The organism is Aminobacter anthyllidis, from assembly GCF_018555685.1.
GTDB classification, from domain to species: Bacteria; Pseudomonadota; Alphaproteobacteria; order Rhizobiales; family Rhizobiaceae; genus Aminobacter; species Aminobacter anthyllidis.
Map to the genome: position 1 here is coordinate 290,973 of NZ_JAFLWW010000006.1, position 17,241 is coordinate 308,213.

At 65.7% G+C, this 17,241-nt stretch carries 16 protein-coding genes; 7 read left to right on the plus strand and 9 right to left on the minus strand.

Features of this window, described 5'->3' with window-relative positions:
* Window positions 1-8: 8 nt before the first annotated feature.
* The 9 genes from J1C56_RS21570 to exbB form a co-directional block, all read right to left on the minus strand.
* A complete protein-coding gene (locus tag J1C56_RS21570; RefSeq protein ID WP_214392113.1) occupies window positions 9-1,721 on the minus strand; it encodes an IucA/IucC family protein in 1,713 nt (570 codons plus the stop codon).
* Window positions 1,705-3,492, minus strand: a complete 1,788-nt coding sequence (locus J1C56_RS21575; protein ID WP_214392114.1) for an IucA/IucC family protein — start codon at window positions 3,490-3,492, stop codon at window positions 1,705-1,707. Before J1C56_RS21575 ends, J1C56_RS21570 begins: the two co-directional genes overlap by 17 nt.
* 94 nt (window positions 3,493-3,586) lie before the next feature.
* Complete coding sequence (locus J1C56_RS21580) at window positions 3,587-3,871, minus strand: DUF2218 domain-containing protein (RefSeq protein ID WP_214392115.1); 285 nt, start codon at window positions 3,869-3,871, stop codon at window positions 3,587-3,589.
* Window positions 3,872-3,934: 63 nt separating this feature from the next.
* Entirely contained in the window at window positions 3,935-6,241 is a 2,307-nt protein-coding gene (locus tag J1C56_RS21585; RefSeq protein ID WP_214392116.1) for a TonB-dependent receptor, read from the minus strand.
* Between the two features lie 130 nt (window positions 6,242-6,371).
* A complete protein-coding gene (locus J1C56_RS21590; protein ID WP_214392117.1) occupies window positions 6,372-7,334 on the minus strand; it encodes a FecR family protein in 963 nt (320 codons plus the stop codon).
* A 115-nt stretch (window positions 7,335-7,449) separates the two neighbouring features.
* Complete coding sequence (locus J1C56_RS21595; protein WP_214392118.1) at window positions 7,450-7,953, minus strand: RNA polymerase sigma factor; 504 nt, start codon at window positions 7,951-7,953, stop codon at window positions 7,450-7,452.
* Window positions 7,954-8,329: 376 nt separating this feature from the next.
* On the minus strand, window positions 8,330-9,223 hold the full coding sequence (locus J1C56_RS21600; protein WP_214392119.1) for an energy transducer TonB family protein: 894 nt from the start codon (window positions 9,221-9,223) through the stop codon (window positions 8,330-8,332).
* Window positions 9,220-9,681 (minus strand): TonB system transport protein ExbD, encoded by a 462-nt coding sequence (gene exbD / locus J1C56_RS21605; protein ID WP_214392120.1) that lies wholly within the window; start codon window positions 9,679-9,681, stop codon window positions 9,220-9,222. The genes J1C56_RS21600 and exbD overlap by 4 nt, the downstream gene beginning before the upstream one ends.
* Window positions 9,682-9,692: 11 nt before the next feature.
* On the minus strand, window positions 9,693-10,850 hold the full coding sequence (exbB, locus tag J1C56_RS21610; protein WP_214392121.1) for a tonB-system energizer ExbB: 1,158 nt from the start codon (window positions 10,848-10,850) through the stop codon (window positions 9,693-9,695).
* 348 nt (window positions 10,851-11,198) lie between these two features.
* Here exbB and J1C56_RS21615 point away from each other — a divergent pair, with 348 nt between their 5' ends.
* The 7 genes from J1C56_RS21615 (at window position 11,199) to J1C56_RS21645 (ending at window position 17,241) form a co-directional block, all read left to right on the plus strand.
* Window positions 11,199-11,594: a cupin domain-containing protein gene (locus J1C56_RS21615; protein ID WP_214392122.1), complete on the plus strand. Its 396-nt coding sequence runs from the start codon at window positions 11,199-11,201 to the stop codon at window positions 11,592-11,594.
* A 27-nt stretch (window positions 11,595-11,621) separates the two neighbouring features.
* A complete protein-coding gene (locus tag J1C56_RS21620) occupies window positions 11,622-12,617 on the plus strand; it encodes a sialidase family protein (protein WP_214392123.1) in 996 nt (331 codons plus the stop codon).
* A gap of 10 nt (window positions 12,618-12,627) precedes the next feature.
* Window positions 12,628-13,320 carry an HpcH/HpaI aldolase family protein gene (locus tag J1C56_RS21625; RefSeq protein WP_214392124.1) on the plus strand — a complete coding sequence of 231 codons (693 nt, stop codon included), beginning with the start codon at window positions 12,628-12,630 and terminating at the stop codon, window positions 13,318-13,320.
* On the plus strand, window positions 13,317-13,667 hold the full coding sequence (locus tag J1C56_RS21630) for a RidA family protein (protein WP_214392125.1): 351 nt from the start codon (window positions 13,317-13,319) through the stop codon (window positions 13,665-13,667). Before J1C56_RS21625 ends, J1C56_RS21630 begins: the two co-directional genes overlap by 4 nt.
* Before the next feature lie 106 nt (window positions 13,668-13,773).
* The gene (locus tag J1C56_RS21635) at window positions 13,774-14,934 is read left to right on the plus strand and encodes a Gfo/Idh/MocA family protein (protein ID WP_214392126.1); all 1,161 of its coding nucleotides are present in this window, start codon (window positions 13,774-13,776) and stop codon (window positions 14,932-14,934) included.
* Window positions 14,931-15,758, plus strand: a complete 828-nt coding sequence (locus J1C56_RS21640; protein WP_214392127.1) for a sugar phosphate isomerase/epimerase family protein — start codon at window positions 14,931-14,933, stop codon at window positions 15,756-15,758. The genes J1C56_RS21635 and J1C56_RS21640 overlap by 4 nt, the downstream gene beginning before the upstream one ends.
* A 13-nt stretch (window positions 15,759-15,771) precedes the next feature.
* Window positions 15,772-17,241: an amidase gene (locus J1C56_RS21645; RefSeq protein ID WP_214392128.1), complete on the plus strand. Its 1,470-nt coding sequence runs from the start codon at window positions 15,772-15,774 to the stop codon at window positions 17,239-17,241.

The window sequence follows — 17,241 nt, forward strand, 5'->3', positions numbered from 1 at the left end:
ATTTTCCTTCAGGCGTCGGGGATGGAGAGGGGGTTGGGAACGGCGTGGCTCGAGTGGCCGGTGTTCAGCTTGCGGGCGAGCAGGGCTTCGGCCGCAATCGTCGGTCGTGCGAGCCCGAGCCGGTCCTGGCGCGCGCCGAGCCCGTGGGTGGCGGCGTAGTCGGCCAGCATCCGCCGAACGGTTTTCCAGAAGTCGGCTTCGTGCAGGCCGTAGAACGTTTGCAGCAGGTGCGAGACCTCGGCCAGGTTGAAGACGAACAGCGCATCCGTCACCAGCTCGCCGAGCGTCTCGACATCTTCCATCCAGTAGTACTGGTCAGGCAATGCGTCGCGATAGACCGGGTCGAGCGCCAGGAAGTCGGGCGCCTTGTCCGGCTGGATGAGGAATTCGGGCACGTATTCGACGCTGTCGTGGAAGTCGCGCAGCACCAGCCTGACCGGCCAGCCGTCGCGATGGACGAGCACCATGTTCTGGCCGTGCGCCTCGGTGGCGATGCCATGCCCGACGAGCAGGTGCCAGACCGGCAGGATGGCGACATCGAGCAATTGTACGAGCCAGTTCCGGAAGCCGTGGCGGCGCACCCATCCGTCGATGAATGGGCGTCCGTCCTGTTCGGTCGCCATCAGCGCGTTGAACGGCACTGCCTGTTCGCCCTCGCCGAGCGTCGAGGTGACGCTGCGGCGCCAGATCGCCGCGAGCTGGCCGGCCAGCGGACCGTCGAGCCCGGCGATGATGCCGGCATATTCGTCGAGCACGACAAGCGGATATGTCGTCTCGAACAGCGGATCGCTGGTAACGATGTCGCCGAGCCAGCGCGAGATCACCGGTGCCGTGCACACCGAATGCGGCTCGATCGTCCGCAGCGACGACGAGTTGCTCATGTTCATCGACAGCTTGACGTTGGCCGCCTCGGGCCGGTCTGCGTTGAGCAGCGTCCGGATCGACTGGCTCGCCGTGTAGCGGTCGCCGGCGATGCCGGCGAAATGCGCGGTTCCGTCGGCGAGCCATGGTGCCAGCAGCGTGTCCCGCAGCGACTGCCACTGCCATGGATGCAGCGGCAGCAGGCAGCAGTCGTCCCAGGCAAGGCCAAGGCGGGTGCGCTCCCGGTCGAGCTGGGCAAAGACCACCGTGCCAAGCTCGGCGATCCAGAACGCGGCTTCATCGATCGGCAGGCGCTGGCTTACCTTGCTGCGCTTCACCAGCAACCAGGCGAGCTGGAAGCTGTTGCCGGCCTCGGGGCCGAAATCGCGGTTGTCGCTTTCGCTGAACCCCGTCCGAGCCTTGAAGCAGGGATGGTAGGCATGGCCCTCGTGCAGCGCGCCTTCGAGCGCGGCGAAGCCGAGGTCGCGGCGCGACCCGTAGCCAAGGTTGCGGTCGTTCCAGCTGCAATGCGCCAGCGTGCTTTGCAGTTCGCCCAGCAGCCGGCGCCTGTCTTCTGCGGAAGCCGGCAGGCTCGCCACCAGCTCGTCCAGTGTCGCGGCTTGCCATGCTCCATCGCGCCTTTCGCTCTCGACCGAGCCGGCCGCAAGGCGGATGCGGCCGAACGCGCCTTCCATGCCTGCGCAGCGAAAACGCTTGTTACCATGCGACCATGCGAAGGCGACCCGTGCGCCGTCACGGGCAACCGCCGCCTCGACGAGCCCCTCATACAGCACGGCCTCGACCAACTGCCTGACGACGCGCTCGTCGGGACGCCCCGGCAGGTCAAGAGGCAAGGGCACTGCCGTCTCCGTGGTAGAGGCCGGCAATGGCGGCGAACAGCGGGTTGGGGAAGCGGGCGTAGAGCGAGCGCTCGTTGCTGGTCTGCAGTTCGTCGACGTCGAACAGGCGCGTCATCAGGTTGGCCTTGAACGCCACCGTCGGCCGGTCGAGCAAGCTGCGGACGAATTCGCGGCCAACGCCCGACGTCGTTCGCGACAGCACCTCAAGGCGGTCGCGCAGCATGTGCAGCAGGACCACCTCGTCGATCAGGCCGTCATGCCCCATGCGGGCGATGACCGAGAAGATCTGGTTGACGATCAGGTAGTAGGCGAAGCGGTCCTGGATATCGCGGTCGTCGTAGTAGAGCGAGGCGATCTCGGCTGCCTCCGGCACATGCTGGCTGAGGCGGGCGCGATGGCGTTTCGACAGGTAGAAGCCCTGGTTGTCGCGATAATAGCCGGCGGTCGGATAGCCCTGGCTGACATCGACCAGGCTGTTCTGCTGGTGCGCCTCGAGCGCCAGGCCGAAGTCGTCATACAGCATGACCAGCGGGTCGAGCGCGCAGTCGAGATAGCGCTGGAACCAGTGGCGGCAGACAAGCTCGGGATGCGTGCCGTCCCTGAGGCAGATGGTGCGGATGATGCGTTCGAGCCGCGACTGTTCGCCGGGCAGCGGTTCGGCGGTCAGCGCGGCAATGGTGATCTTGCCACGTCCCTTGCAGGTGACGAACGGGTTCTCGCGCAGGATCACCTCGAAGCCGCTTTCGCTGCGGCCTGGCAGGTCGAGCGTGATGTAGGCGGGGTCGGCGATCAGCTTGAAGCGGCCGTCGTCGCTGCCGATGCCCGTCCGCTGGAGCAGCTTGGCCATGGCGACCCCGGCCTCCAGCTCCTTGCGGCTGTTGACCCTGAGCGAATTGGTGATCCGCACCGGCACCGAGAATTTCAGCATCCACGGCAGGCCTTCGCTGTAGACGGTGCGTACCGAAGACGTGGCGGTGAATGTGGGACCGGCTGGGCCGACGAGCCTGAGCTTGCGCGCCGCCTGAAGCGCGCGGATGCCGTCGTCGAGCAGCAGTGCCTCGGCTTGCAGCGGGTGCATCGGCAAGGGTATCTCGCCGGGGCGCAAGCCAAGGTCGGCACCACCTGTCAGTGACGCGACGATCTCCGGCGCGGACTCTGCTGCCGCCGATTTGTGGCTGACGACAGACGCATCGGCGGCGAAGTAGACCAGCTGGAAATTGCCGCGCAGCTCCGGCGCGTAGCTCGGCTCCTGCCACGAGGTCATGCCTTGCCGGCTCTTCGGCGTCGGGTGCAGCGAGTGCCCGAACACCAGCGACTGTTCGGCGGCAATGAAGCTGTCGTCGTCTTCGCCGGGGCGGTGCGCCTCGATGTAGCGCAGCGTCTGCTGGTAGCTCTGCAGCGCCCGGCCGAGCAGCTCGAGTTCGCAGCCGCGCATCGCGTCGCCGCGCTCGTCGTGCAGTTGCCTGTAGGCTTCCTGCAGCAGCAGCTGCAGTGCGGCGAAGGGTTCGACGTGGCGCCAGCCGCCTTCCGTCGCCCGCCGCTGCCGCTGCCAGACCTTTCCGAAGCGGTGCGGGCCGCACAGCGAGTGCGAAACAAGCTCGGCGCGCAGCACGAGCTGCTGTGCCGCCAGAACCAGTTCGATGCAGTCGACGGGGTCGTCCGTGCCGAGCCTGTGTTGCGTCACCCTGCCGGGCGAGATTTCGCGGACATAGCAGTTCGCGAAATTCTGGAACGTAGCGTGTTCGGCAACCTGCCGCTGCGTGAGCTTCATCTGTCGTCACCACATGGTTTGACCGATAGAGTCCCTTGCAGCAGCTAGGTATCTGACGGATTTTCTCGGGAACTCAGGCGCTGCCTAACGAGCCTCAGGCACTCCACTGGATGGTGCGTTCCGGCTCGCGGAAGGCGAAGCGGGCGAGATGGTCGTCGATGACGGCCTTGGTCCGCGCCAGCTGATCGGCGTCGGGCGCATCCACCGCGATGGTCAGGGCGGTGGCGTCGGCGTCCATCACGGCATGGCCGAACGGGAAATGGCATTCGCCGTGCCCGTCGCCATGTGTCACCTCGATCTTGTGGGCAAAATGCTTGCACAGCTGGGTCAGGTACTTCACGCCATGCTCGGTCTCGAACCGTCCCGTCGATTGAAACATGATCTCTGTCCTCGTCCGCGCTTTCAGTTGAAATGGCCACGGACAATGCCCGTGGCCATCAGGTCAGAACTTTGCCGTCGCGCTCAGCCGGAACGAACGGCCGGGTTCCAGCAGCGGCTTTACATCGTTGAACTCCTGGCCGTAGGTCGCGCGGCTGGCATAGTTCTCGTCGAACAGGTTCTTCACTTCGCCGCGGAACGTCAGGTTCGGATGCGACTCCGGCTGGTATTCGACGAAGACGTTGACCACCTCGTGCCCCTCGATCCGCTTCGAGCCCTTCGGCACCTTGTCGTAGTCAAGGGCGATCTCGACGTCGCCGCCAACGGTTACGCCCCAGTCGTCGAAACGGTGTATGGCGGCGAGCGTGAAAATCTGGCCGACCGGGGTCGCTAGGTAGTTGCCGAGGTAAGAATCCGCCGGTCCACCGTCGATGGTCACGTCGATGTTGACATACTTGACGCTGAAATTCCCTGCACCCCAGTCATAACCACCGCCGAGCGAGAAGCCCTGTGAGCGGACATCATGTGCCTCGATGGCTCGTCCGGGAGCCCAGTAGGCGGTGCGCGCGTCGTAGATGTCGGTACGAAAGATGCCGCCCTCAAGAGTGAAGCCTTCATAGGTCGCGACCAGTCCTGCGGTGAAGTTGTCCGATGTCACCGGCTTCGGACCGTCGCCGTAGTTCCACTTCGGATTGAAGTTGAAATTCTCGGCCAGCGGCACCCCGGCCCAGACATGCGAATAGCCTGCCTTGGCGGTCAGGAAATCGGGCAAGAGATCGTACTCGCCCGAGATGTTGCCGCTCAAGCCGGCATTGGTCCACTTCTGGCCGGTGGTCCCTTCGAACCACTGGTTGTCGCCGCGCGCACCAAAGGAAAGCCGCGTCCGCTCCCATGGCTCCAGCCGGGCCTGAGCGTAGAGGCCGATATTGCTGGCGTGCTCGGTGGACGAATCTTCCTTGGCGTCCAGATCGGCGGTGTCCTTGTAGAAATCGAAGCCGGCGGTGATGCTGCCCATGTCGAGCGCGAAGCGATTTTCTGCTTTGCCGTTAAGGCTCTCGGTCTTGCCGATACCGGTATAAGTGGCTGAAACGGTGCTCGGTGCCACGGGCCTCGGATAGATGAGCGTCTCCACCGTCGCGCTCGTGTAGGCGATCACCACTTTCGGATCCCACCATCCTTCAGGCGACTCGTCGGTATAGGTGAAGACGGTGCTGCTGCGGTCCAGCGTATAGTCGCGGATCTTCGGCTCCCAGTACTTGGGAGGATCGAGTTCGCCCATGTTGGCGCGGAACGGCCGGGGGGCGTCGTCGCGCAGCTGTTCGTGGCTCAGCTCGAAGCGATGGCCGTTTTCCGCCTGGTAGGCGACCTTGCCGATGCCGCTCAACAGATTGGCGCTGGTCCCGCCGACCTCACTGCCATTGCCAGCGGTGTAGTTGTCGCCCTTGGCGAAGTTCAGATAGCCGAAGAACTCGAAGCCGTCTTTCATGCCGAATGCCGACAGGCCGACCGTCGAGGTCTTGCTATTGAAGTCGTAGGTTCCGGTGACCAGCCCGCCGAGGCTCTTGCCCGGCTCGAGCAGGTCGCGCGCGTCCTTGGTCTCGTAGGCGATCGAGCCGCCGAGCGCGCCGGGGCCGGCATCGGCCGGGGCCACACCCGCGTCGACGCTCACGGCCTTCAGCAGCGAGGGATCGATCAGGTTGGTCGCGTTGTGGTGGAAGACCTTGTTGTTCTGGCGGGCTCCGTCGACAGTAACTGCAAGATTGGTCTCTTCGATGCCTTGCACATAGACCTTTTGCGACATCGGAAGTGAGCTGCCGACGGCGACCTTCGGCTCGTTGGCGAACACTTCCTGCAGGTCGACAGGGGCTTTCTGCGCCAGATCCTCGGCCGTGATCTGGACGTTGTTGACGCTGCCGCCCGTGCCCAGCGTGGTCACGTCGATCGTGTCGAGAACCACGGCGCCGCTGGCCGAAACGCTGAGACCGCCCGTCGCGGCGCTGGCGGCGGCCGATTGGACCGAAACGGTGTTGGGCCCGGTGAAGCGATAGTTGAGGCCGCTGCCTGCAAGCAGGCTTTGCAGCGCCTGTTCGGGCGACAGGTTGCCCGAGACGGCCGGGGCACTGGCCGATCCGATTTCAGCGGTGCCGAAGGCGATCTGCAGGCCGGTCTGGGCGGCGAGCTGCTTCAGCGACTGGCCGAGCGGCTGTGCCGGCAGGTTGATGCTCTGCGCCCGCGTGGCCGACTGCGCATGGGCCACGCTCATCGGCGCGGCAATGGTCAGCATGCCCGCCCCAAGCGCCGTGCCGACCAGAAGCCGCGCCAGCACGCGTCTCGACGCCGTGCCGCCAAAATCCATGTTGCTGTTGCCCATCGTGCTGGTCCCCAAAAGCCGTATGCGCCCATCCACCGAGCGCCCTCGATGGTGTGACGCGCGACAAGGCCCGCCGCCTAAAGGGCTGCCTGCGTTTTTTCTGAAATAAGTTGGGTCGAGTTCGTTGGGGTCAGGAGATGACGATGACGACGCCGGGAACCCGGCGCACGGTCAGGCCTTGGGTCTGCGCCAGTGCTTCGATCGCGTCATGCGCGTCACGCGTCAGGAACACGGCGCTGACCGGACCCGCATCGTGCGTATGCGTCGCAATGACGAGGCGCTCGGGAACATAGCGGCCGAGTTCGCCGACAGCGCTGCCGAACGGCCGACCTTCGAACACCACGCGCCCGCTGCGCCAGGCCAGTTCGTTGGCGACATTGACGTCGGTGGCCGCCATCGGCGCGTCGCCGCTGCGGTAGCGGGTTTGCTGTCCAGCCGTGAGCGACACCATGTTGGCCGCACTGCCGCCCGAGACGGCGATGGCGCCCGATGACGCCGTGACGGTGACTTCGTCGGCGATCGAGCGCACGGCGTATATGCCTTCGTTCGCGTCGCTGTTGCCGCCCAGTGCCGCGACACGGAACGGCGCGCCGGCGTCCGGTCTGATCGAGAACTCGACCTCGCCCGCGAGCAGGTTCACCAGGCGCAGGCCAGGCTGGAAATCGACGTCGACGGCGCTGTTGGTGTTGAGCAGCATCGTCGAGCCGTCGGGCAGGGCGGCAGTCGCCTGTTCGCCCGCACCGGTGGCGAAGTCCGACCGCATCCACGTCATGATGCGTGGGGCGGCGAGTGCCACCGCCGAGGCGGCAACTGCAGCGCCGACGAGAAACTTGCGCCGGCTGACGGAGCGGCTGAGCTTTGGCGTGGACACGGGAGCGGCATCCAGGTCGCTGCCGTCGACGTGCCGCAGCAATTGCCAGAATTCCTTTTCGCGGGCAAAGGCCCGCGCATGCTCCGGCGACTGGGCCCGCCAGGCGTGGAATCGGTCGAGGTCCTGCCGGCTGACATTGCCGGCGGTCAGTCGAACGATCCAGTCGCGCGCATCAAGTGCGACGCCGCGTTCGATCTCGGATCCGTGTTGCCCTTTGCCCATCGCCAGTCACGCAAGCAGTGCCCACAAGTTCGGGCACACTAACCATCTTGCTATCATAGACACGCGAGATGGCACCACGCCTAAGCGTCACGGCAAAATAAATCTTGTTGCGGGGTCAGCCGTTGCTGTCGCGCAACTCAGCGAGGCGTTCGACTACGCGCCGGATATGATAGTAGACGGCCTCGTCGCTGATGCCGAGCTGGCGGGCGATCTCGCGGTGCGAGATGCTGTTGACGCGGTTCATCAGGAAGATGCGCCGGCTTCTTTCCGGCATCGTCTGCAATGCCTTGTCGACGGCGCGCAGCATGTCGCGGCCCATGACGATGCGTTCGGGCGAGATTTCATCAACCGACGACGACAGCAGCTCGTTGACCTCGGCGTCGATCTCGTTGCGCCGCTGCTGCTTGCGGAAGTGTCCGATGGCGGCATTCTTCGCCGCCCGCATGGTGAAGGCAGCGTGGTTGTCGATGGCGTCGTCGTGGCGGACATTGGACAGCCGGATCCACGTATCCTGAACGATGTCCTCGGCGGTCGCGCTGCAGCCGACGCGGCCGCGCGTCAGCGCCTCGATGCGCGGACGCAACGTAGCAAAGCTGGTCATCAGCCTGGTGAGTGCCATTTTTTTCACTCTTGTTTTGCACCAGTTCCGATCGCGCATGCTTGGGAGGCGCCGCGACAGAGGTTCGATAGGCCATCAAAAAAGTGCCTGCAACCCCAACACGTTAGGGAAATGCAAGGCGTAGTCGGGGGTCCGGTCTAAAACCTTCCTGTTTTTATCATGTTTAGTGTTTGATTCTGCTGGACTAACGGCGACGGCCAGATGGCGACCCGCATCAATTGTCGCAGCAAGAAAGTTTTACGGGTGTAGCAGAAACAGCACATGCTGCTCGCAGGGGCAAAGCCGATCGCCAACCGGCCATGCCGGCTGGCTGTGAATCGCGACGGTTGCGGTGACGCGGGCGCCTGCCCCTGTAGCCATTGGGGGCAGGCGGCTGTTAGCGCTTGAAATCGATCGGCACCACGATGCTCGTCGGCACCGCCGGCGGCGGCGCCGGTATCGGCGACGACCGGCGCACCAGGCTGACGGCGGCTTCGTCCAGTGCCGGGTCGCCCGATGAATTGATCAGCCGCACCGAAAGGATGTCGCCACCAGCGTTGAACGAGAACTGCACGGCCGCAACGCCCCGGTTGCGCACGTTGCGCGGCTTATGCCTGTTCAGGTGGGCAAACACGCGCGACTGCCAGCGCGCCGGCGACATCGCCTTGCCACCGCCCTGGCCGGGCGCGGGTGCGCGTACGCTGTCGGCATTCTGCGCCGACTTCTTCGCGGCAGGAGCGCTCGGCGCCGGCTTCTTCTCGACCTTGGCTTCCTTGACCGGCTCGAGCTTCTTCTGCACCGGCTTCTTTTCGCGAACCGGCTTTTCCACGGGCTTCGGCTTCTTGATCTCGGGGCGCGGTTCGGGGATCGCCATCGCCACCTCGGGCAGCGTTGCCTCGACGAGGTCGGGGATCACTTCCTCGATCGGCTCGGCCTCGGTGACTTCTTCCAGTGGCTCCGGCGTCAGTTCTGCGACCGGCTCTGTTACCGGTTCGATCGGGTCGGGCGTGACCGTCTCCGTCGGCTCCTCGACCTGTTCCGAAGGGGTACTGTCGACCAAATCGGTCGTGTCCTGCTGCACGGCTTCCGGAGCCATGGCCATGGGCGCGAGGTCGATCATCACGGCGGATTGCGCCTGCATGTCTTCCATCATCATTGGCGGCTGCTGGTTGAGATACCAGGCACCGGCCATGTGGACGGAGAGGATGACGGCCGCCGCCGTCGACCACAGCAGAGCTTCGCTGCGGCTGATGCCGCCGAAGCTGAACTGTTCGTGAATTGCCGCGCTCATTGCGGTTGACCCTCGGTGGTCGCGGGCGGGGTGGCCTGTACCTGCTCCAGCCCGACAAGTGCTATCTTGAGGTAGCCTGCGCCGCGCATCAGGTTCATCACCTCCATCAGCTCGCCATAGTCGACGCCGCGGTCGGCGCGCAGGAAGATGCGGGTTTCCTTGTCGGCCTTGGCGGCAGCGTCGAGCTGCTGCTGGAAGGCGGTCCGGGCAACGGTATCCTGGCCGATCGAGATGCTGAGGTCTTCCTTCAGCGTCACGTAGAGCGGCTCCTCGGGGCGCGGCGTCGCGGTTGCCGTCGACGCCGGCAGGTCGACATTGACATCGACCGTCGCCAGCGGCGCCGCCACCATGAAGATGATCAGCAGCACCAGCATGACATCGATGAACGGCGTCACGTTGATCTCGTGGTTCTCCTGGAGATCGTCGTCGTCAACCTGCTGTCTGATGCCGCCGGCCATGGCTCGATCTCCTAGACAGCGACGGCGGGCGCGATGCGCCCGTTGCCGCGCAAGGCTTCATTCGCCGGCTGCGAGCGCTCGGCGCGCTGCGTCTGGCGGTCGAGATCGCGGCTGACAAGGCGCTGCACGCCCGCTGCCGCATCGGCAAGGCCCTGGCGGTAGCCGGTGATCGAGCGGGCGAAGACGTTGTAGATCACCACCGCCGGGATGGCGGCGATCAGGCCGACGGCGGTGGCGAGAAGCGCTTCGGCGATACCTGGTGCCACGACCGCCAGATTGGTGGTCTGCGATTCCGAGATGCCGATGAACGAGTTCATGATGCCCCAGACGGTGCCGAACAGGCCGACGAAGGGTGCTGTCGAACCGATGGTGGCGAGCACGCCGGTGCCGCGGCTGAGGCGGCGGCCGGCCTGCGCCTGGATGCGCATCAGCCGCGACTCGACGCGCTCCTTGATGCCCGAGGCGTCGCCCTGGCCGAATTCGTGGCCCGACATCTCGAACTCCTCGACGGCGGCGCGAACGAGCACGCTGCCGATGCCGGCGCGGTCGCCGAGAGCCTGGGAAGCGTCGGCGAGCCTGCGGGCGTGGAGGATGCCGCGCAGCGCCTTCTTCAGCCGCGCTTTGCTTGCGGCGATCTCGAGCGACTTGGCAAGCCAGACGGTCCAGGTGATCAGCGAGGCGAAGGCAAGGCCGATCATCACGCCTTTGACCACCCAGTCGGCGGCCATGAACATGCCCCAGGGCGACAGGTCGTGCGGCAACAGGCTCTTGGGAACGTCGGTGCCGGCAGGCGCGCCGACGGTCGTGTCGATGGGCGTTGAAGCGGCGCTCGGCGCGGCGCCGGTGGCTGCCGGTTCGCTGGCAACTGCGCCGGGCTGTGCTGCGACGTTGCCGCCTGGCTGCGTCGGCTCGGCGGCGGGTGTGCCGGAGCCCGTGGCGGCATTGGAAGCATCGGCCGGCGTAGCTGCCGCCGGCTGATTTGCTGGAGCCACCGGTGCAGTCGTTGTCGGGGCTGCAGGCTCAACCGTCGCCGGCGCAGCCTGCTGGGCGAATGCCGCGCCGGTGCTCAGCGCGATGTACAGCGCCGTTGCGATGATGCGTCCGGCCCGCTGCGGAGCTTGCGACCCGAAAGCCGTCCCGGTGCTTGTGATGCCCCAGATGCTTCTCATGTCCGCAGTCTCCGATCGCAACGCAAATGACTCAAAGGCAGGTGTCGTGTCGGGCCTCTAACATTGTTGACTACTTTAATCAAGAAAAGCGCCGAAGAAACATGAGAATGACACACCAGAATTCATGCGTCGAGGATGAAGCGCGACCACAAGGCACGGGCGCCGGGAAGTGGAGAGGATTCGCAGGCCGCCTTCGGGCGTCGCCCGAGCGCGGTACGGCTTATCAATAAAGTTGGCGATAACCCTTTTCTGGCCAGCGCCGGGGGCCGTTCGTAAGGTCCGATCCATCGCAGGGCCGTCGAGGCCCAGACAACAAGATCAGCATTGGCCGGCTAAAGGGGCGCTCCGATGGACATCCGCTCGAGCGATTTCACGCGACCGACACTCGAGCACCAGGGCACGACGCCGGTGTGGTGGCTGGTGCCGCCGCGCGAGATGCGGGAGGAGACGCTGGGCGGCCATCTCGAGCTGATCAGCGAATTCGAAATCCGCGCCGGCGGCGAGGTCAACACCCACCACCACCCGACCTACGAGTTCTATTTCATGCTCTCCGGCCGCGCGCTGATGACCATCGAGGACGAAACCCGCGAGATCGGCCCCGGCGACCTGGTCAAGATCCCGCCCAATGCGCGGCATTCGATCAAGCCGGCGCACGAGCACAACGGCATCCGCGCGCTCGCGATGGCCTTCGGGGTCAAGGACGCGCCTGTCGTCGACTATTCGACTGACCCCGAAAGCTACTGACCCTTCACTCTGGCCGCGGCTACGATCATGACCACCACCCTTTATGCGGGGCTCGCCGGCGACACCGATCCCCGCCGCTTCATGAGCTCCGGCCTGTTGCGAAGCCGAAACGGCGGCGCCTGGGAGCGGAGTGAATCAGGCTTTCCCAATGCGCCGCAGACATTCGCCCTGCTCGCCGATATCAGGCGTCCTGGCGAGGTGTTTGCCGCCACGCAGGACGGCATCTTTGCAAGCGCCGACCATGGCGACAGCTGGACCCGGCTCGACGCGCCGAAGCCGGAGTTCGCGGTGTGGTCGCTGACCCGCCATCCGCACGAGCCGCACACGCTTTTTGCCGGCTACGAGCCGACGGCGATCTTCAAGTCGACCGATAATGGCCGGACATGGCATGACCTCGATGTCACCGTCGGCTATCCCGCGATTACAGCTGGGATGCCGCGGCGCATCACCCGCATCGCCGTCGACCCCACCAATACCGACCGGATCTACGCCAGCATCGAGATCGGCGGCCTGATCATGTCGGAAGACGGCGGCCGCAGCTGGCGCCAGGCGCTCGACGGCCTCTATGTCGTCGAGGATGCCGTCGACCTGCATTCGGTGCTCGTCGATGGCGAGGGCAAGGTGTCGGTGACGACGCGCGTCGGCGCCTTCCAGAGCAGCGACAATGGTCGCCGCTGGAGCAAGCTGCCGGTGCCGCCGCTGCGCGAAAAGGGCTCCTATTGCCGCGTCCTCGGCCAGGGGCCCGCCGATACACTTTATCTCGGGGCCGGCAACGACTTCGACGGCGACCTCGGCGGCTTCTTCCGCTCGACGGACGGCGGCGCGAGCTTCCATCGCCTGGACCTCGGCGCGCCGCTCAAGAGCACCGTCTTCGCCATGGTTGTCGATGCGGCCGATCCGCGGCGGCTCGTCTGTTCGGACAAGTTCGGCCATGTCTTCCTGAGCGAGGATGCCGGCGACAGCTGGCGCTCGCATCCGCTTCCCCGTGGCATCGGCCATGTCTTTTCCATCGCCATCGGCTGAGGGGCGCATCATGCCAAATCCGTTCAAGCAGCGCCTTCAGCGCGACGAGCCGGTCGTCGTCGTCAATCCCGACCATCCCTCGCCGGCCCTGACCGAGTTTCTCGGCAAGCTTGGGGTCGACGGCGTGTTCATCGACTGCGAACACGGCACCGCCTCGATCCAGACAGTGCAGGACATGTGCCGCGCCGCGCGTGCCGCCGGCCTGCAGTCCATCGTCCGGCCCGAGGCCAATCTCGACCATCTGCTGACCCGCTACCTCGACGCTGGCGCCGGCGGCCTGATCGTGCCGCATGTCGACGATGCCGACGCCGCCCGCAGCATCGTTGCCGCCGTGCGCCGGGCCCGGCCGCAGAACCACGAGGACACTGTGGTGGTGGCGATGATCGAGTCGCTCGAGGCAGTCGCCAACCTCGACGAGATCGTCGCGGTCGAGGGCATCGACGTGTTCTTCATGGGTCCCAACGACCTGTCGCATTCGATGGGCCTGAACGGGCAGACCCACCACCCCGACGTCAAGCAGCTCGTGCTGTCCTGCGCCGCCAGGATCCGCGCCGCCGGCAAGGTGCCGGGGACGCTGGTGACGCGGGACACCGTTGCCGCCTTCGTCGCTGGCGGATGCCGCTTCCTCTACGAACACGCCAACAATTTCCTGATCACCGGAGCCAACGACTTCCGGCAAATAATGAAAGAGAACACAAAATGACGACGATTGAACGGCTGCGCCAGGGCGAACGAATGTCCCAGATCGTGATCCATGGCGACACGGTCTATCTCGCCGGCCAGACAGCCACGGACCCGGTGCCTTCGGTCGCCGAACAGACCAGGCAGGTTCTCGACAAGATCGACACCTACCTCGCCGAAGCCGGCACCGACAAATCGAAGATCCTGTCGGCCAACATCTGGCTGACCGACGTCGCGACCTTCGAGGAGATGAACGCTGTCTGGGACGCCTGGGTCGCCAAGGGCAACACGCCCGCGCGTGCGACCGTCGGCTCGCCGCTGGCACGGCCGAAGAACCTGGTCGAGATCGCCGTCATCGCGGCGCGCTGAGCGCCACGCCAAACCTCAACTGAAAGCCCGGTCCAAACCGGCATGCGCTTGCTCGACCCGTCGGGCGGGAATGCCGGCCTGCGGCCAAAAAAGCGGAAGGACTGTCATGTCACGTCAATTGGGAGTGGGCCTCTACGGGGCCGGAAATATTGTCCACGACGGCCATGCGCCGGCCGTGGCGGCTGGTGCCTCCACCAGGCTCGCCGCGGTGTGCGACATCGACGAGGCACGCGCCAGGACGCTGGCCGAGGCCTATGGCGGAGCGAACATCTATACCAGCCTGGACAAGATGCTTGCCGACCCGTCCGTCGACATCGTCATCATGGCGACGCCCAACAACCTGCATCGCCGCGATTTCGAAGCCTGCGCCCGCGCCGGCAAGCATGTGCTGTGCGAGAAGCCCCTGGCTGTCACCTATCCCGACGCGCTCGCCATGACCAGGATCGCCGAGGAGCACAAGATCGTGCTCAAGACCGGCTTCAACCAGCGCTACCTCAACCAGATCCGCCTGGCCAAGCTCGCCATCGACGCCGGCCTGATCGGCGAGGTGTTTTCGTTCCGCACCGTGTTCTCGGCGAAGTGGGACAATTGGGTCGACGGCACAAACTTCCGCTGGGATCTCGAAAAGTCGGGCGGCGCCACCACCAACGACAACCTGATCCACCGCTTCGACATGCTCCGCTACCTGCTCGACGACGACTATGCCGAGGTCGTGGCCGATGTCAGCCACTGCGTCATACCGCCTGTCGTCGACGACAACGTCCACCTCATGGTCCGCACCAACAAGGGCGCGCGCGGCTCCTTCATCGCCGACCGCTATTCGCCGGTGCTCGGCGACGCCACCGAGCTCTACGGCACCAAGGGCTCGCTGTCGTTCTGGACCAATGCCGGTTCGCCCTTCTTCGACGTGCCGCTCGCCATCAACACCACCGTGCCGATGAACGAGCTGCCGGAAGAGATCCGCAAGGCCGTCTACCCCACCGCGCGCTCCAAGCAGAACCGCCATGCCTGGGACGGCTGGCTGTCGATCTGGCCGCCGCGCAACGAGTGGGAAACCTATGCCGAGCAGCTCGCCGGCATGGCCGAGGAAATCCTCTCCGGCACCCGCGACGGCATCGGCGCCACCGGCCTCGACGGCGCCCGTGCCACCGAGCTGGTGCATGCCGCCTACAGCTCGCAGATCGCCCGCTCCTGGGTGTCGTTGCCGCTGGCCGACGATGCGCCCTTCGCGTTTCCCGACTTCGAGGCCAAGGCAGGCCGGCCATGATCACCGCTGGCTTCTACAGCACCTTCCTGCACCAGCTGCCCGTCACTGAGTTGGTGGGCAGGCTGTCGCAGGCCGGATACAAGTCGGTCGAGCTCAATGGCGACCTGTGGAGCAAAGGTTTCGTGCCGCATGTGACACCGGCACTTGATGCGGCCGGGCGGGCGGATGTCGCCCGCGCCATATCAGACGCCGGCATGAGCATCTCGGCGCTCAGCGCCTGCCTGCATCTCGCCAAGGAGACGGCGGAGGAACGCCGCGCCGGCATCGACTATCTCAAGGCTTCCGTGGACCTGGCGCGCGACATCGGCGCGCCAGTGGTCTGGGTCTTCACCGGACGCGCCTTTGGCGGCATGGACATTGCCACCGCGCGCAAGCATCTGGCGGCGGCGCTGGAAGAGGTCTGCGATCACGCCAAGGATCGGGGTGTCAGGTTCGGCATCGAGGGTTGCTCGATGCACATCGTCGCCAAGGCTGACGAATATCTCGACCTGTTCCGGGCGATATCCGGTTCCGATGTCCGCGTCGCCTTCGACCCGACCCATTTCCAGCTCCGCGGCGAGGATCCGGTCAGGGCGGCGGAACTGCTGTTCGACCGCATCAGCAACTACCATGTCAAGGATTCGGTCGGCCTCTACCCGGATTTCAAATGCGTGCCGCTTGGCACCGGCGAAGTCGACCTGAAGGCCGTCACCGACACCTTGCGGCGGCTCGGCTATGACGGCGCGGCCTCGGTCGAATATGAGTCGCATTTGTTTGGCTGGGAAATCCCGGCAGACGAGGTTATCCGCGACAGCCGCGCCTTCCTGCGCGGTCTTGGCATCTGAACGGGAGATGCCGATGTCCCGCTCGCCTATCGGTCCGTTCAAGGAGTTCGACGACTACGACGCGCTCGGCCTTGCCGACCTCGTGCGTCGCCGCGAGGTCACTTCGCGCGAGCTTGTCGAGACGTCGATCGCCCGTATCGAGGCGCTTGATGGCACGCTCAACGCCGTCGTCATCCGCTGCTTCGAGCAGGCACTTGCTATGGCCGAGACCACGCCGCCCGCCGGGCCATTTGCCGGCGTGCCTTATCTTGCCAAGGACCTGCACACCTCGTGGGCCGGCGTTCCCTCGACAAACAGCGTCTCGTCTTTCGCCGGCACCGTTTCCCAGTCGGATTCGCTGATCACCCAGCGGACGAAGAACGCCGGCTTCATCCTGCTCGGCAAGACCAACGCGCCGGAATGGGGATGGTCGCTGACCACCGAGTCGCCGATGCACGGCCCGGCGCGCAATCCCTGGGCTTTCGAGAGGACACCCGGCGGTTCGAGCGGCGGTGCGGCCGTCGCGGTCGCGGCGGGCTATCTGCCGCTCGCCGATGCCGGCGACGGCGCGGGCTCCACCCGCGTGCCGGCGGCGATCAATGGGCTGGTCGGCCTCAAGCCGTCGCGCGGCCGCATTTCGCCGGGGCCGGAGGCGGCCGACTTCTGGTTCGGCGGCGGCCAGTCTTCATGCGTGTCGCGGACGGTGCGCGACACCGCGGCCATGCTCGACGCATTGCAGGGCGGCTATCCGGGCGAGCCCTATTACATCAGGGAGCGTCCCTCGTTCCTCGACAGCACGGCCCCGGTCAACCGGCGCCTGCGCATCGGCTTCAGCCTCAACAACCCGCGCGGCGATGCCAACGGCGCGGTCGTCGACGAGGCTGTCTGCGATGCGGCGCGGCTGTGCGGCGCGCTCGGGCATGAGGTCGAGCCCTTCGACTTCGACTATGACTTCGAGGACCTGTGGCATGCCTACACCGGCATGATCCGGGTCCAGACGGCGGCACAGTTCGACGACCACGCCCGGATGCGGGGAATTCCCAACAAGCCGTCCGACATGTCGGCGACGATCTGGACGACGATCGAGCGCGGCCGGGCGATGAGCGCGATCCAGCACGGCCGCGACATCGAGGCGATGCGACGGCATTCCCGCCACATCGCCACGCTGACCTCGCGCTATGATGTGGTGCTGCTGCCGGTCCTGCCGCAGGGCACCCGTCCGCTTGGCTACTACGACATGGCCAAGGACATCGACGCCTATGACGCCTCGGCGATGGGCGAGGACACGGTCTACATGATGCCGTTCAACGTCTCGGGCCAGCCGGCTATGTCGCTGCCGCTCGGGATGGACCGCTCGGGCCTGCCGCTTGGTGTCCAGCTTGTCGCTCCGCCGGCTGGCGAGGCGACGCTGATCGAGCTCGCGGCGTCGCTCGAGCGGGCACGTCCCTGGTACGACCGGCGCGCGCCATTCCATGCCGCCAACGGCGCAAGCGGCAGGTTCTGA

Coding starts and splice junctions, on each gene's coding strand:
- exbD (WP_214392120.1), bottom strand. CDS start 9,681: ATGGCCGGCGGCATCAGACAGCAGGTTGACGACGACGATCTCCAGGAG.
- exbB (WP_214392121.1), bottom strand. CDS start 10,850: ATGAGAAGCATCTGGGGCATCACAAGCACCGGGACGGCTTTCGGGTCG.
- J1C56_RS21580 (WP_214392115.1), bottom strand. CDS start 3,871: ATGTTTCAATCGACGGGACGGTTCGAGACCGAGCATGGCGTGAAGTAC.
- J1C56_RS21585 (WP_214392116.1), bottom strand. CDS start 6,241: ATGGGCAACAGCAACATGGATTTTGGCGGCACGGCGTCGAGACGCGTG.
- J1C56_RS21640 (WP_214392127.1), top strand. CDS start 14,931: ATGATCACCGCTGGCTTCTACAGCACCTTCCTGCACCAGCTGCCCGTC.
- J1C56_RS21600 (WP_214392119.1), bottom strand. CDS start 9,223: ATGAGCGCGGCAATTCACGAACAGTTCAGCTTCGGCGGCATCAGCCGC.
- J1C56_RS21625 (WP_214392124.1), top strand. CDS start 12,628: ATGCCAAATCCGTTCAAGCAGCGCCTTCAGCGCGACGAGCCGGTCGTC.
- J1C56_RS21635 (WP_214392126.1), top strand. CDS start 13,774: ATGTCACGTCAATTGGGAGTGGGCCTCTACGGGGCCGGAAATATTGTC.
- J1C56_RS21645 (WP_214392128.1), top strand. CDS start 15,772: ATGTCCCGCTCGCCTATCGGTCCGTTCAAGGAGTTCGACGACTACGAC.
- J1C56_RS21590 (WP_214392117.1), bottom strand. CDS start 7,334: ATGGGCAAAGGGCAACACGGATCCGAGATCGAACGCGGCGTCGCACTT.
- J1C56_RS21595 (WP_214392118.1), bottom strand. CDS start 7,953: ATGGCACTCACCAGGCTGATGACCAGCTTTGCTACGTTGCGTCCGCGC.
- J1C56_RS21630 (WP_214392125.1), top strand. CDS start 13,317: ATGACGACGATTGAACGGCTGCGCCAGGGCGAACGAATGTCCCAGATC.
- J1C56_RS21575 (WP_214392114.1), bottom strand. CDS start 3,492: ATGAAGCTCACGCAGCGGCAGGTTGCCGAACACGCTACGTTCCAGAAT.
- J1C56_RS21620 (WP_214392123.1), top strand. CDS start 11,622: ATGACCACCACCCTTTATGCGGGGCTCGCCGGCGACACCGATCCCCGC.
- J1C56_RS21615 (WP_214392122.1), top strand. CDS start 11,199: ATGGACATCCGCTCGAGCGATTTCACGCGACCGACACTCGAGCACCAG.